Origin of the sequence: Cupriavidus sp. YAF13 (genome assembly GCF_052113425.1) — a bacterium.
Classification (GTDB): domain Bacteria; phylum Pseudomonadota; class Gammaproteobacteria; order Burkholderiales; family Burkholderiaceae; genus Cupriavidus.
Genome location: NZ_JBFRDD010000012.1, coordinates 46,713 through 60,806 on the forward strand (window position 1 = coordinate 46,713; position 14,094 = coordinate 60,806).

Sequence of the window (14,094 nt, forward strand, 5' to 3'; positions counted from 1 at the left end):
GCTAGGGCACGGGCGCGGCGTGGCTTGCCTGCAATTGCCCGAATGTGCGGATCTGCCCCGCCAGCGCGCTCGCGGCCACCGTGTAGGGACTGGCCAGCCAGACCTTCCCCGGCCCAGAGCGGCCGGGGAAGTTGCGATTGATGGCGCTGATGGTGACCTGCTCGCTGGTGGTGGAAGCGCCCGGCCCGCAGTTGGCGCATGAGCCGCAGCCCGGCATGACCAGCGTGGCGCCGGCGGCGGCGAAGGTATCCATGTAGCCGCGCGCTTCGCAGTAGGCCTTCACGCCGAGGGTGCCGAACTGCAGGAACAGCCGGGTGCGCGGCGACACCTTGAGCCCATGCTCCAGGCCCCAGCGCAACACCTCGTGGTAGTAGTCGAAATCCTCCCGCTTGCCTGCGGTGCAGGACCCGCCGTAGGCGATGTCCACCGGCACCGGCTCGTCCAGCGTGTCCGCCGCGATGCCATTGCCAGGATCGCCGGGGCGCGCAACCATGGGCGCGATGACGCCTGCGTCGATGCGGATCACGTCGCGGTAAGTGGCGCCTGCATCGCTGCGCATCCAGTCCTCGATCGCAAAATCGACGCCGCGCCGCGCCTTCAGGAAGGCCACGGTCTTGTCGTCGGGCTCGACGATGCCGGTGAAGCCGCCCAGCTCCGCCACCATATTGGTCAGCGTGGCGCGCTCGTCGATGGACAAGGCCCGCACCGTGCTGCCGGCATATTCGAACACCACGCCGATGGCGCCGCCGGAGCGGATTGCGTCCATCTGCAGCAGGTAGAGCACGATGTCCTTGGCCGTCACGCCCTCGGCCAGCTCGCCCTCGACCTCCACGCGCAGCGTTTCCGGCACCTTGCAGCGCACGTAGCCGGTGACCCAGCTATTGGCGATATCGGTGGCGCCGGCGCCAAACGCCAGGCAGCCGAGCGCGCCGGAATGCGGCGTGTGCGAATCGGTACCCACCACCACCTGCCCCGGCAACGCGTATTGCTCGGCCATCAGCGCATGGCAGATGCCTTCCGAGCCCGGTGTTTCATCCGCAAGCGCGTGATGCGAGCGGACCGGGTAGTCGTGCGCAAAACTGCGATGGCCCTGCATCAGGTTGGCCACCCCTGGCAACAAGCCGTCGCGCACATGTGGGAAGCTCTGGGCCGCCAGCACCAGGTGATCCTGGAACGCGATGATGTGATCCGGCTCATGCAGCTTTGCCGGCTTGCCGAAAGCGCGATGCATCAGGTGCGCGCACATGCCGGTGAAGTAATCGTGCGAGAAGCGCCAGTCCGCCGCCACGAACACGCCCTGGCCGCGCTCAGCGCTCGGCGTGCCAGGGAGCAGATGGCGGGCGATGATCTTTTCCACCAAGGTGCGCGGTGCGGCGTTGCCGGTTGCCTCAGCTGCCTGCGTGCCCTGTGTGCTCCCGCCGGCCGCCGGCCAGTTCGCCGCGCGGCTATAGGCCAGCAGGCCACCGGCGCGGATCACCTGCCGGGTCAGCGCGTCGCGCCCGGTCAGGAACGCCTCGATGGGGATCGCCTCGCCTGCCAGCACCCTGTCGAGCACGGTGAAATCGGTCGTGGTGAGGATGCCGATGTTGTCGCAGTTCTGCTGGTAGATGCGCTCGAAGCTCTCGGCGACGATCAGGCGGATGCCGGCCGAAAGTTCGGCCAGCGGGCTGGACTCGCGCGAGGACCCCTTGCCGTAGCGCTTGCCCGCCACGGTGACCGCGAAGCCGCCGTTGCGGACCGCATCGCGGCCGATCGGCAGCTCAGAGCCGGCCTGAAAGCCCACGTACGGGAACTGCCCCAGGCGCTCGTCATAGGTGAGCATGACCGTGACGGGCGTGATTTCATCGGTGGAGATGTTGTCGCGCAGCGGGCCGGCCTCGGCCAGGGTCATCGGCCTGCCCTCCAGTTGGGCGCGCACGCAGGCGGGGTCTTGCGACAGGTACAGGACGCGGCCGCTGAAGCGGATGGTGTCTTCCATGGTGGGGGTTCTCGTTCTGATGGCCCCACTATATGTTTTGGCGCCGGGCGGGCAAAGTGCGGAGTCGGCATGGCAGGCTTCTCGGTTCGAGACGGCTGGTGCTTGCCGCTATTTGCCACGACTGTCACGCCACTGCGGTCAAGATTGCCGGCAAAGAAATCCCACCAAAGCGGCGGCGCTAGCCGAAAGCTGCTCACGCGACTGGAACACCACCACCAGTTGCCGCGTGGCCCACGCATCCGCCAGGGGCCGCGCGGCCACGTCGAGCGTGTTCAGGTAAAGCTCACCCACCTGACGCGGCACGATGGCGATGCCCAGCCCGACATGCACCATGCGGCACAGTGCGTCCAGGCTGGCCACCCGGATCTTGATCCTGAGCGCTGCCCCCAGGCGCGCGGCCTGATCCGACAACAGCCGGCTCAGCGCGCTTTCATCCCGCAGCGCAACAAACGTCTCGCCCAGCAAGTCCGCGAAGCGCACCGCCGGCGCCGCGGCCAGCGGATGGCCACCCGGCACCAGTACGCAAAGCTGGTCCTCCCGGTAAGGCAACGAGACGAACTGCTCGACGCCCTGGATGGCGTTGCAGATGCCGAAGTCCGCGCTGCGCTCGCCCACCATGCGCAGCACCTCGGGACTGTGCTGCTCCTCCAGCTCGATGCCGACATCGGGATACACACGCCCAAAGGCGGCCAGGTCTTCCGGCAGGAACTGCACGATGGCGCCAAGGTTGCACACCATCCGCACATTGCCGCGTGCGCCGGAGGTGAAGCGCGACAGCTCCGCCCCGAGCGCCTCGATATTGCCGATGATGGCCAGTGCATGGCGCAGCACCGCCTCGCCCACCGGCGTCATCGTGATGCCGCGCGGATGCCGCTCGATCACCGGCAAGCCGATCAGCGCCTCGATCTCGGCAATGCGGCGGCTGACCGCCGACGGCGCAATGAATTCGCGCTCGGCAGCGCGGGCAATGTTCTGTTCCTGGCAAACGGCGACGAACAGCCGCAGCGAGGTCAGGTCGAGTTTTCTGAGCAGGTTGTCCATGGCAGCGATGCTACAACGATCATGCATCGCAGGCGATGCCGGACGACGATCGCGGGCGCGGCGTGGATTTGTGCTCCGCAGCACTACCTCAATGTCACCCCAAACGGAATGACAAGGCCGTGATAAGCATTATTCAGCCCGCCCTGTTGCTACCGCACCCCCGACGGCGCAGAATCCGCGCCCCGGCGTGCACTTCCACGCCTAGAATAAAACCTTGCATTGCCCCACAGATCACCAGCCCAGTCTTGCGTCGTAATCCGCGCCGGTGCCGTACTTCGTGCCCGCGCCCTCATGCACGGAGACCTCGATTGCCGCTGCCCCCGCCMCTCGGTTCCTCCCGTCTCGTTCGCCCGGCTGCCCAGGCCGGACGCGTCAGGTCGCGTCAAGCCGCGTATCTCGCCCGGATGCCGCTGCAGCGGCATCCGCGCATGCTCAAGGAATATCCATGGCTAACTTCAGCCCAACGCGCCGCACTTTCCTGAAAGCCAGCGTCGTGGCCGGGGTGTCGGTGTATATCGCACCGATCGGCGGCAAGGCCTTCGCAGCCCTGTTCGAAGAAAAGATCCTGACCCCGGTCCAGTGGGACCCCAAGACCGGCGCCCCCAGGTTCCGCATCGACGGCATGGCCAAGGTCACCGGCGACAAGGTCTTCGCCCGCGATATCCGCTCGCGCGACATGCCGCACTGGCCCAAGGAACAATCGCATGCCTTCATCCTGCGCACCACCAAAGCGGACCGCAGCTATGCGGGCTTCGACCTGGCGCTGCTGGGCGACGCGCTCAAGCCAGACCGCGTGGTCACCGCTGCCGACCTGGCGCGCGACGGCGTGGCCTTTCCCGCCTTCTACGGCGAGGACATGCTGCTGCCGGAAGGCAAGACGCCTGCCTATCTCGGCCATGCCGTGGCCATCCTGATCTATCACGACTTCGCGCGGTTCCGCTTTGCCAAGGACAAGCTCAAGTTCCACGACGAGATCATCCGCTACGGCGCCGAGACCGGCCCGCTGGAGCGCGATCCGTGGGGCACGTTCCGCTTTGTGCGGGTCGGCGGCGAAACGCCGTTCGACGACGACGTGTTCTCCAGCCTGAAGAACGCGCCGCTGTTCCCCAGCATGATGCGCAAGCACGAGCCGGTCTGGCCGGATGGCAAGGACCACGGCCAGCTTGGTGAGCAAGGCATGTTCCATGCCGGCCAGATCCGCCAGCAGCTGGACCAGCCGCCGGCCGACTGGCTGGTGCTGGAGCGTGAGTACAACACGCAGTCCATCGACACCGCCGCGCTGGAGCCGGACAACGCCAACTGCTGGTACGACGCCAGCACCCAGGCGCTGCACATGGTGGTGCCGACCCAGTCGCCCGTCGAAGTCGGCGACAGCACGGCGGAGATGATGGCCAAGGCCAAGGGCGCGTTCCCGGTCAGGCAGGTGTTCGTCCATCCCTGCTACACCGTGGGCTACGGCTCCAAGGATCACTACAACTTCCCCTTCTACGGCTTGGTGGCGGCGCTCTACGCCGACGGCAAGCCGGTGCGGCTGGCCAACGACCGCTATGAGCAGTTCCAGACCTCGATCAAGCGCCACGCCTTCAAGATGCGCTACCGCATCGCGGTGGACAAGAACACCGGGCTGTTCCAGTCGTTCCAGGGCGACTTCGAGGCCAACGGCGGCGGCCGCGCCAACTTCTCGCCGTCCGTGGCAATGGTGGGCGCCACCGCGGCGCAGTCGATCTATTACTTCCCGAAGAACGACCTGACCGCGGTGGCGATCGCCTCGCGCGCCATCGATGCCGGCTCGGCACGCGGCTACGGCACGCTGCAGAGCATGGCGGCGACCGAGATGATGGTCGACGAGTTCGCCGAGCAGTTGAAGCTCGACCCGATCGAGTTCCGCCTGAAAAACGCGCTGCGCTCTGGCATGAAGAACACGCAGGGCGCGATCCCTGCCGGCGCGATTCGCGTGGATGAGGTGCTGCAGGCGGCCAAGGCCCATCCGCTGTGGACCAACCGCGCGAAGCGGAAAGCGGATTTTGAAGCCAGCCATCCCGGCCGGCGCTACGGCGTGGGTTTTGCCTGCGTGCAGAAGGACTTCGGCACCGGCGCCGAGGCGTCGTTCGCCAAGGTGGAGATGCGCGCGGACGGCACCATCGCGCTGCATCACTGCGGTGCGGAGATCGGCACCGGCATGTCCACCTCGCAAGCGGTAGCCGTGACACGCTGGCTGGGCAAGCCCGCCACCGAGGTGCGCGTGGCGGTCACCGACTGGCCCGACCTGCCCGTCACCGCCACCGGCGATCCGTACATCATGAGCCAGGCCGACCAGGACAAGCTGTCGGCCAACCCGCGCTGGTCGCCGGCGTATGCGTCGCCATCGAGTGCGACCAACTCGGCCTACTACTTCACCCACAGCACCCGTGAAGCCGCCCGCGTGGTCTTCATGCACGGGCTGTGGCCGGCGGCCATGGCAATCTGGAGCCAAGGCTTTGGCGGCGGCCAGGCGGCCTCGCTGGTGGTGCGCGTGGAAGACGCGCGCTGGGTCCAAGGCAGGCTCACCGCCGGCGGCCTGCAAGCCCTGCCCTACGAGCAACTGGCCAGGAAGGCGCACGAGCTCGGCCTGGTCACGGGCGCCACGGTGCACGTGTTCAACCGCTGGCAATGGACCGAAGCCGACTTCGACGTCAACGGCACGGCCACCCGGCTGCCCATCGACGGGCTGTCGGTGCGCTACGGCGACGGCGCCGACGCCGCGCGCAAGGCGCGCATGACCACCAGCGGCGGCTACCAGGTGCTGGACCGCAAGAAGGTCTACATCGCGCCGACCCAGCGCAACAACGCCAGCGTGACCTACTACAGCGCGGTGGGCACGCTGGTTGAGCTGTCCGTGCATGCGGCCACCGGCAAGGTGGAAATCCTCAGCCATCACTCCATCATGGAATGCGGCTCGCAATTGTTGCCGGAGCTGGTGTCCGGGCAGTTGCAGGGCGGCATCGCCATGGGCATCGGCCATGCGCTGCACGAGTTCCTGCCGCTGTATGAGGACGGGCCCGGCAACGGCACCTGGAACTTCAACCGCTACCCGTTGCCGCGCGCCAGCGACGTGGCCGTGTGGACGCAAACCGCGACGGTCCTGCCGCCCGTATCCGAAACCGATCCGCCCAAGGGCATCGCCGAAGTGGTGATGATTCCGGTGGTAGGTGCCATCGTCAACGGCATCGCGCATGCCATCGGCCATCGCTTCACCGCCTTGCCCGTCAGCGCCGAAAAGATTCAGGAGATCCTGGCATGAGCCTCGCCACCCAACCGCTTTCCCTCAATATCAACGGCAAGGACGTTGGCCCCATCGATGTGCCGGAAGGCCTGATGATGATCGACTTCCTGCACGAGTACCTTGCGCTCACCGGGTCGCGCCTGGGCTGCGGCCAGGGTATCTGCCACGCCTGCGTGGTGATCCACGACAAGGCCGACGGCACCAGCGAGGAAGTGCGCGCCTGCATCACCGGCGCGCATTACTTCCAGGGCAAGAAAGTGCGCACGGTGGAGGGCCACGCCAAGCGCAACGACAAGGGCGAGGTGGTGGAACTGTCGCTCGTGCAGCAAAAGTTCCTGGAGCACTTCAGTTTCCAGTGCGGCTACTGTACGCCCGGCTTCGTCAACGGCGCGACCATCCTGGTGGAGCGCCTGAAGCGCCAGCCGGTGGCCAGAGGCAAGGTGGATGAGACCATCACCGCGGCGCTCAACGACCATATCTGCCGCTGCACCGGCTATGTGCGCTACTTCGAAGCCGTGAAGGACGTGGTGGTCAACACCCCGGGCCTGGTAAAGGAAGACAAGTGATGATGAGCCAGATGATGAGCCAGCCCAACTTCCTCCGACACGCGCGCACCACGCTGGCAACGCTGGCCACGCTGGGCGCGGCCCTGGTGGCTGGCTGCGGCGACCACGCCGCCCCGATCGACGCTGCCGCCGACCAGCAACCCGCCACCCGGCTTTCTGCCGCCGACCAGATCGCGCGCGGGCGCTACCTGGTGCGCGCCGCCGATTGCGCCGCCTGCCATACCAGCGCGCAGGGCGCGCCGTTTGCCGGCGGGGTGGAACTGGCCTCGCCGTTCGGCACCTTCTACGGCACCAACATCACACCGGACAAGGACCACGGCATCGGCAAATGGAGCGCCGACGATTTCTACAAAGCGCTGCATGATGGGGTCACGCCAGACAAGCACCTCTACCCGGCCATGCCGTATACGTCGTACCGCGGCCTGTCGCGTGGCGACACCGATGCGATGTACGCCTACCTGATGCAGGTGAAGCCAGCCGCCGTGGCCAACCGGCCGCACGACCTCAGCTTCCCGTACAACATGCGCGTGGCGCTGGTCGGCTGGAACCTGCTGTTCCTGAAAGACCAGCTGCCCGATGCCTCCACCGGCCAGACCCCGGCCTGGCAGCGCGGCCGCTACCTGTCCAACGCACTAGGCCACTGCGCCGAATGCCACACGCCGCGCGCCATGTTCGGCCGCCTGGACGCGGCCAGGCCATTAGCCGGCGCCGCGCTCGGCCGCGTGGCCGCGCCGGACATCACGCCGGCGGGCCTGGCCGCGCGCGGCTGGACGGGGGCCGACCTGCAGACCTTCTTCGCCACCGGCATGGCGCCACAGGGCTCGGCTTACGGCGAGATGTTCCCCGTGGTCCATCTCAGCAGCCAGTACCTGAACAAAGCCGACCTCGCCGCCATGTCCACCTACCTGCTGGGCGACCAGCCACCGCGGCCCCAGCCAGTGAAGCCGGCCAGCGCGGACGCAGCGCGGCTCAAGCCTGGCCGCCAGCAATACCTGGCCGTGTGCGCCGGCTGCCATGGCCGCGAGGGCGAAGGCAAGCCGCATGTGGCGGTGGCCATGCTGGGCAACTCCACCGTGCGCAACGCCGATCCGCACAACCTGATCGTGTCCATGCTCGACGGCATCGAAGCGCAGAAATTCCCCGGGCTGGAGAGCATGCAGGATATGCCGGGCTTTGCCTCGCGCCTGAGCGACGCGGAACTGGCCGACCTGGCCAACTACCTGCGGGCAAGCTATGGCGGACAGCCCGGCGACGTGAGCGCGGACAAGGTGAAGGCGCTGCGCGCGCAGGCGGGCAAGGGACACTGAGGCAGCGCGCCGTTCTGCATGCTCCTGCGCAAGCAAAGGGCTTGGCGACGCATCCAGATATTCCGTTCAACCGAGCGCGCGCGCGATGGGCGCGCGGCCCGCTCGACGCGGACCAGCGCGCAAGAATGCGGATAGGCGCTCAAGCGCCGTCGAGGAAAGGATTGCGCTGGCCAAGGCGCGTTCCGAGCGCATCGGGAGCCAGGCTCATGGTGGCGGGGTCCATTGCCGGATTGGGGCTGCGGGCCAGCGTCGGGTCGGCTGGTGCGCTCGCCATGCCAGCCTGCGCCGGCTGTCCGGCACCCTGCGCATAGGCATCGCGTGCGGCTGGCAGCGCCTCCTGGGCCGACGGCGCTGCCGCCGGCATGGCTTGCATTGGCTGGGCGGATGGCACCGACTGGATGGATTGCATCGGCTGGGCGGATTGCATTGGCTGGGCGGATTGCATCGGCTGGGTCGGCTGAATGGGCTGGGCCTGCTGCGCGAATAGCGGGTAGGACGCGATCATTGCGCTAGCCACCAACAGGGATTTCGCCAGATGTTGCTTCATTCGTGTACCTCCAAAAAACGCCTTCAGGCATGGGAAGGACCACTGTAGCGCCGAGGCACCTGACATTCTGTTCGATTTTGCAACAGTCATTTACCAGCCTTGCCATCGACGCCAAGGCCCGTTAAGTGCGCGCGCGCTCGATCGTTGTGCTGCCGCCAGAGGGCTGGGACGGCTGGACCGATACCGCCTGCGGTATAGTCTGCGCGTTCAATTTCGGCGGAGAGATAGCATGGCTGAGGCAAAGGTGCGGGTGTCGCACATTGCTGTTCCTGGCAACCTGAGTGTTTTGAAACTCAAATCGTATCTCCGGACTGCATTTGCCGATGCGGCAAAGACGAAAAGCGAGGAGGAGGTCCTGCTGGTCAAGGTGCTTGTCCCCCGCCCGCTCGGCTTGCGTGCGGGGGAAAAGTTCTTCGACAAGGTGCTGCAGGGCATGATTGACAAAGATCCGCGTGTTACCCGCGTCTCGGTTGAGTTCGTCGACGGTGAAGTCACGCCGCAGGCGATTGACGCTAGCATGGTGCGGATCCAGAAGGAGCTGGATGAGTTCGGGCATTTGCTGGATGAACCCTCAGCGGATGCAGGCCGGGATTGAGCCACGCTGCATGCGGCAGGCTCGGCTGTTGACGCTCATGGGGCCGTTTGATGGCCCGGTCTCGATGACTCGCCCCCTTCCGCTTCATCGCCATCCTCTGCCTCCCGCGGCTTGCGCACCATGGCTGCGCAAGCCAGACAAGCGGATATCGCGCCGGCGCTGGCTTAACGCGCCCAGGGCGCATCCGCCTCCGTCCTCACGCCATAGCGCTCCAGCCCCTTGGCATGCAGCGCCGGAGAAATCGACCGCAGCGCGGCAATCGCCACGTGGTAGCGGTCGATCTCGAAGAAGCGGCGCAGCGCGGCGCGCGTGTCGCTGCGCCCGAAGCCGTCCGTGCCAAGCGCGGTGAACGGCGCGCGCAGGTACGAGGCGATGAGTTGCGCATAGGCCCGCACGTAGTCGGTGGCGGCAATGACCGGGGTAGCGCCCGGCAGCGAGCGCTGCAAATGGCTTTGCGTTTCGCCGCCGCTGGCGAACAGGCTGGCGCGCTCGCATTCGCGGGCGTCCCTGGCCAGCTCGGAAAAGCTGGTTACGCTCCAGATCTCTGACTTGATATCCCAGTCGCTCGCGAGCAGGTCCGCGGCGGCGATGACTTCGCGCAGGATGGCGCCCGAGCCGAGCAGCCTCACGCTGGTGGCAGCGCCTGCGGGGCCGCGCGTGCCGAAAAGGTACATGCCCTTGATCACGTCGTCGTGCGCGTCCTCACGCAGCGGTGCCTGCACGTAGTTTTCGTTGTTGACGGTCAGGTAGTAGAACTCGTCGCGCTGTGCTTCCAGCATGCTGCGCGCGCCGTGGTGGATGATGACCGCGGCCTCGCTGGCGAACGCCGGATCGTAGGCGCGGCAGTTCGGCACCGTGGCGGCGATCAGCTGGCTGGTGCCATCCTGGTGCTGCAGGCCTTCGCCGGCAAGCGTGGTGCGCCCGGCGGTGGCGCCGATCAGGAAGCCGCGCGCGCGCTGGTCCGCCGCCGCCCAGATCAGGTCGCCGACGCGCTGGAAGCCGAACATCGAGTAGTAGATGTAGAACGGCAGCATGGCGACGCCGCTCACGCTGTACGACGTGGCCGCGGCCGTCCACGAGGCCAGTGCGCCGGCTTCGGTGATGCCTTCTTCCAGCAGTTGCCCTTGCTGGCTTTCCTTGTAGTACAGCATCGAGCCGGCGTCCTCCGGCTCGTAGAGCTGGCCCACCGGCGAGTAGATGCCGATCTGCCGGAACAGGTTGGCCATGCCGAAGGTGCGCGCCTCGTCGGCCACGATGGGCACCACGCGCGGGCCGATGGTCTTGTCCTTGATCAGGTTGGTAAACAGGCGCACCACGCCGGTGGTGGTGGAAACGGCGCGCTCGTCCGGATCCATGGCGAAGCGGCCGTACTGCATCAGCTCGGGCATGCGCAGCGCGGGCGCGGTGCGCGCGCGCGCCGGCAGGTAGCCGCCCAGCGCCTGGCGCCGGGCATGGAGGTAGGTCATCTCCGGGCTGTCGTCGGCCGGCTTGTAGAAGCGCAGATCGGCCACGGCATCGTCGTCCAGCGGCAGCGCAAAGCGGTCGCGGAAGGCGCGCAGCGCGTCGATATCGAGCTTCTTCTGCTGGTGCGCCGTCATGCGGGACTCGCCCGCTTCGCCCATGCCATAGCCCTTCTTGGTCTTGGCGAGGATCACGGTGGGCTTGCCCTTGTGCGCCTGCGCATCCAGGAATGCGGCGTACAGCTTGCGAAAGTCATGGCCGCCCCGGCGCAGCGCATCGATATCCGCGCTGCTCATGCTGGCGACCAGCGCCTTGAGCTCGGGGTCCGTGTTGAAGAAGTGGGCCAGGTTGTAGTCGCCATCCTTGGCGCCGAGGTTCTGGTACTCGCCGTCCACCATCGCAGCAAAGCGCCGCAGCAGCGCGTGATTGGTGTCGCGCGCAAACAGCGCATCCCACTCCGAGCCCCAGACCACCTTGACGACGTGCCAGCCTGCGCCGCCAAACAGCGCCTCCAGCTCGTGGATCACCTGGCCGTTGCCGCGCACCGGGCCATCGAGCCGCTGCAGGTTGCAGTTGATGACGAAGGTGAGGTTGTCGAGCTTCTCGCGCGCCGCCAGCGAGAGCGCGGCAAGCGACTCCGGCTCGTCCATCTCGCCATCCCCGAACACGCCCCACACGCGCCGCGCGGCGGTGTCGGCAATGCCGCGATGCCCGAGATAGCGCAGGAAGCGAGCCTGGTAGATGGCGCTGATCGGGCCGATGCCCATGGAGCCGGTCGGGAATTGCCAGAAATCCGGCATCAGCCAGGGATGCGGATAGGAGGAGAGGCCGCCGCCGCCGGTTTCCTGCCGGTAGCTCGCCAGCTGGGACTCGGACAGCCGTCCCTCCAGGAAGGCGCGGGCATAGACGCCCGGCGCGGAATGCGGCTGGAAGTAGACCAGGTCGCCCTTGTGCTCTCCATCGTCGGCGCGGAAGAAGTGATTGAAGCCCACCTCGAAGATCTCGGCGGCGGACGCATAGCTGGCAAGGTGGCCGCCAAGTTCGCCGTAGGCCTTGTTGGCGCGCACCACCATGGCCAGCGCGTTCCAGCGGATGATCGAGGTCAGCCGCTGTTCGATGGCAAGGTCGCCGGGATAGCGCGGCTGCTCGCCGACGCCGATGCTGTTCTGGTAGGCCGAGTACGGATGCGCCCGTTCGCCAAGGCCGAGATGGCTGGCATGCTCGGCGAGGCGCTCCAGCAAAAAGCGCGCACGCGGCGCGCCGCCGGTGCGAAAGACGCCGGACAGGGCGTCGAGCCATTCGCTGGTTTCCTCGGCGTCGGGGTCGTAGCCCTCGCCAGGGGCAATCTGGATGGCGGCTGTCTTTGGCAGGGCACGCATTGCGGTCTCCATTGGCTTTTTTCTTCGTTATTGGATTGTAGGGAGGAGGCCGCGGCAGAAGCTGCCGAATTGGCGGGCGAAGCCGGCCGCCAGCAGCGTAGCGTGCTGCGGCTGGGCGGCTGGCAGCGCAACGTGCTGTGGAGCCTGGCGCGCTGGCTGCAAGTGGTGGCAGATGGGCTTGGCGTATCGCCGGCGTGCCTATCGAGCCTATCGATTGCCCGGGCGCGGCAAAAACCCAGCGGGGACGATGATCATGCCGGGTGCTTCGGGCGTGGCTCAACGCAAAATGCGCCTGATGAGCCGGGTATTCAGTACCCTCAAACTGCAGTAAGCGGGACTGACCGGACCTGATGCATCCGGTGCAGTTGCCCGAAAATTACTTCGCCGTAGGCATGGCGAACTCGGCGCCCTTGCCGATGCTGTCGGGCCAGCGCTGCATGACCGACTTCTGCTTGGTGTAGAAGCGCACGCCTTCCTCGCCATACGCGTGGGTGTCGCCAAACAGGCTGCGCTTCCAGCCCCCAAAGCCGTGCCAGGCCATCGGCACCGGAATGGGCACGTTGATGCCGACCATGCCGACCTGGATGCGCCGCGCAAACTCACGCGCCACGCCGCCGTCGCTGGTGTAGCAGGCCACGCCGTTGCCGAACTCATGGTCGTTGACCAGTTGCACGGCCTCGGCAAAATCCTTCACGCGCACGCAGCCCAGCACCGGGCCGAAGATTTCTTCCTTGTAGATGCGCATGGCGGGGGTCACGTTGTCGAACAAGGTGCCGCCCGTGAAGAAGCCCGCTTCATGGCCGGGCACACGGCAATCGCGGCCGTCCACCACCAGCGTGGCGCCTTCCTCCACGCCGAGGCCGACGTAGCCTTCGATCCGCTCCAGGGCCTGGCGCGTGACGATGGGGCCCATCTCGGCTTGCGCATTCATGCCGTTGCCGATCACCAGCGCCTTCACGCGCTCGGCCAGCAGCGGGAGGATCTTGTCCGCGACATCGCCCACCAGCACGGCAACCGAGATCGCCATGCAACGCTCGCCGGCCGAGCCATAGCCGGCGCCGATCAAGGCGTCCACGGCTTGTTCGATATCCGCGTCGGGCATGACCACCAGGTGGTTCTTGGCGCCGCCGAGCGCCTGCACGCGCTTGCCGAAATGCGCCGAGCGCTCACTGATGTACTGGGCGATCGGGGTAGAGCCGACGAAGCTCACCGCCTTGACGTCAGGATGCTCGATCAGTGCGTCGACCACGAGCTTGTCGCCCTGCACCACGTTGAACACGCCGGCCGGCAAGCCCGCTTCGGTCAGCAGCTCCGCCATGAACAGGCTGGCGCTGGGATCGCGCTCGCTGGGCTTGAGCACGAAGGTGTTGCCGGCCGCCAGCGCGATCGGGAACATCCAGCAAGGGACCATGCAGGGGAAGTTGAACGGCGTGATGCCAACGACCACGCCCAGCGGCTGGCGCAGCGTCCAGTTGTCCATCCCGGTGCTGACCTGGTCCGTGTAGTCGCCCTTAAGCAGCTGGGGGATGCCGCAGGCGAATTCGATGATGTCGATGCCCCGGGAGACTTCGCCCTGCGCGTCGGAGAAGACCTTGCCGTGTTCCGCCGTGATCATCGCCGCGAGCGTGTCGCGATTCTGGTTCATCAGTTGCAGGAAGCGTTGCATGACCCGCGCGCGGCGGATCGGGGGCGTGTCCGCCCAGGCCGGAAAGGCCGCGGCGGCAGCGGCAACCGCGGCGCCTGCTTCGTCGGCCGAGCCCAGCGCCACGGTGCGCGCGGCGGCGCCGGTGGCGGGATTGAAGACGTCCTGCGCGCGGCCGCTGGCGCTGGCAACCCGGCTGCCGTTAATGTAGTGGCCGAGCTGGCCGCCTTCGGTGTATGCGATGGGAGTCTTCACGTTGCTGCCTTCCAGGAGAGGGGATGAGGGAGAGAGGGGGCGAGGGATTAGCCAATGCGAC

General features: G+C 66.9%; 9 protein-coding genes. 4 read left to right on the forward strand and 5 right to left on the reverse strand.

Features of this window, described 5'->3' with window-relative positions; all coding sequences use genetic code 11:
* Position 1: 1 nt before the first annotated feature.
* Both AB4061_RS12455 and AB4061_RS12460 read right to left on the reverse strand, forming a co-directional pair.
* Positions 2–1,978 carry an aconitase family protein gene (locus AB4061_RS12455; RefSeq protein WP_441634103.1) on the reverse strand — a complete coding sequence of 659 codons (1,977 nt, stop codon included), beginning with the start codon at positions 1,976–1,978 and terminating at the stop codon, positions 2–4.
* A 138-nt stretch (positions 1,979–2,116) separates the two neighbouring features.
* Positions 2,117–3,019, reverse strand: a complete 903-nt coding sequence (locus AB4061_RS12460) for a LysR family transcriptional regulator (protein ID WP_441634105.1) — start codon at positions 3,017–3,019, stop codon at positions 2,117–2,119.
* A 445-nt stretch (positions 3,020–3,464) separates the two neighbouring features.
* On the opposite strand from AB4061_RS12460, the gene AB4061_RS12465 reads away from it, so the two are divergent.
* Genes AB4061_RS12465 through AB4061_RS12475 form a run of 3 tightly spaced genes read left to right on the forward strand, consistent with a single transcriptional unit; the run spans position 3,465 to position 8,154 of the window.
* A complete protein-coding gene (locus AB4061_RS12465) occupies positions 3,465–6,299 on the forward strand; it encodes a xanthine dehydrogenase family protein molybdopterin-binding subunit (RefSeq protein ID WP_441634107.1) in 2,835 nt (944 codons plus the stop codon).
* Complete coding sequence (locus AB4061_RS12470) at positions 6,296–6,847, forward strand: (2Fe-2S)-binding protein (RefSeq protein ID WP_441634108.1); 552 nt, start codon at positions 6,296–6,298, stop codon at positions 6,845–6,847. The genes AB4061_RS12465 and AB4061_RS12470 overlap by 4 nt, the downstream gene beginning before the upstream one ends.
* An 11-nt stretch (positions 6,848–6,858) precedes the next feature.
* On the forward strand, positions 6,859–8,154 hold the full coding sequence (locus tag AB4061_RS12475) for a c-type cytochrome (protein WP_441634271.1): 1,296 nt from the start codon (positions 6,859–6,861) through the stop codon (positions 8,152–8,154).
* 139 nt (positions 8,155–8,293) lie between these two features.
* Here the strand turns inward: AB4061_RS12475 and AB4061_RS12480 are convergent, their stop codons facing one another.
* The gene (locus AB4061_RS12480; protein WP_441634110.1) at positions 8,294–8,701 is read right to left on the reverse strand and encodes a hypothetical protein; all 408 of its coding nucleotides are present in this window, start codon (positions 8,699–8,701) and stop codon (positions 8,294–8,296) included.
* Positions 8,702–8,930: 229 nt separating this feature from the next.
* On the opposite strand from AB4061_RS12480, the gene AB4061_RS12485 reads away from it, so the two are divergent.
* On the forward strand, positions 8,931–9,296 hold the full coding sequence (locus AB4061_RS12485) for a hypothetical protein (protein ID WP_441634112.1): 366 nt from the start codon (positions 8,931–8,933) through the stop codon (positions 9,294–9,296).
* 164 nt (positions 9,297–9,460) lie between these two features.
* Here the strand turns inward: AB4061_RS12485 and mdeB are convergent, their stop codons facing one another.
* Both mdeB and AB4061_RS12495 read right to left on the reverse strand, forming a co-directional pair.
* Positions 9,461–12,136 carry an alpha-ketoglutarate dehydrogenase gene (mdeB, locus tag AB4061_RS12490; RefSeq protein ID WP_441634114.1) on the reverse strand — a complete coding sequence of 892 codons (2,676 nt, stop codon included), beginning with the start codon at positions 12,134–12,136 and terminating at the stop codon, positions 9,461–9,463.
* 376 nt (positions 12,137–12,512) lie between these two features.
* Positions 12,513–14,033 (reverse strand): CoA-acylating methylmalonate-semialdehyde dehydrogenase, encoded by a 1,521-nt coding sequence (locus AB4061_RS12495; RefSeq protein WP_441634116.1) that lies wholly within the window; start codon positions 14,031–14,033, stop codon positions 12,513–12,515.
* Between the last annotated feature and the right edge of the window lie 61 nt (positions 14,034–14,094).

What these genes read in the sequence shown, in the direction of transcription:
- AB4061_RS12455 (WP_441634103.1), bottom strand. Translation starts at nt 1,978, where the DNA reads ATGGAAGACACCATCCGCTTCAGCGGCCGCGTCCTGTACCTGTCGCAA.
- AB4061_RS12460 (WP_441634105.1), bottom strand. Translation starts at nt 3,019, where the DNA reads ATGGACAACCTGCTCAGAAAACTCGACCTGACCTCGCTGCGGCTGTTC.
- AB4061_RS12465 (WP_441634107.1), top strand. Translation starts at nt 3,465, where the DNA reads ATGGCTAACTTCAGCCCAACGCGCCGCACTTTCCTGAAAGCCAGCGTC.
- AB4061_RS12470 (WP_441634108.1), top strand. Translation starts at nt 6,296, where the DNA reads ATGAGCCTCGCCACCCAACCGCTTTCCCTCAATATCAACGGCAAGGAC.
- AB4061_RS12475 (WP_441634271.1), top strand. Translation starts at nt 6,859, where the DNA reads ATGATGAGCCAGCCCAACTTCCTCCGACACGCGCGCACCACGCTGGCA.
- AB4061_RS12480 (WP_441634110.1), bottom strand. Translation starts at nt 8,701, where the DNA reads ATGAAGCAACATCTGGCGAAATCCCTGTTGGTGGCTAGCGCAATGATC.
- AB4061_RS12485 (WP_441634112.1), top strand. Translation starts at nt 8,931, where the DNA reads ATGGCTGAGGCAAAGGTGCGGGTGTCGCACATTGCTGTTCCTGGCAAC.
- mdeB (WP_441634114.1), bottom strand. Translation starts at nt 12,136, where the DNA reads ATGCGTGCCCTGCCAAAGACAGCCGCCATCCAGATTGCCCCTGGCGAG.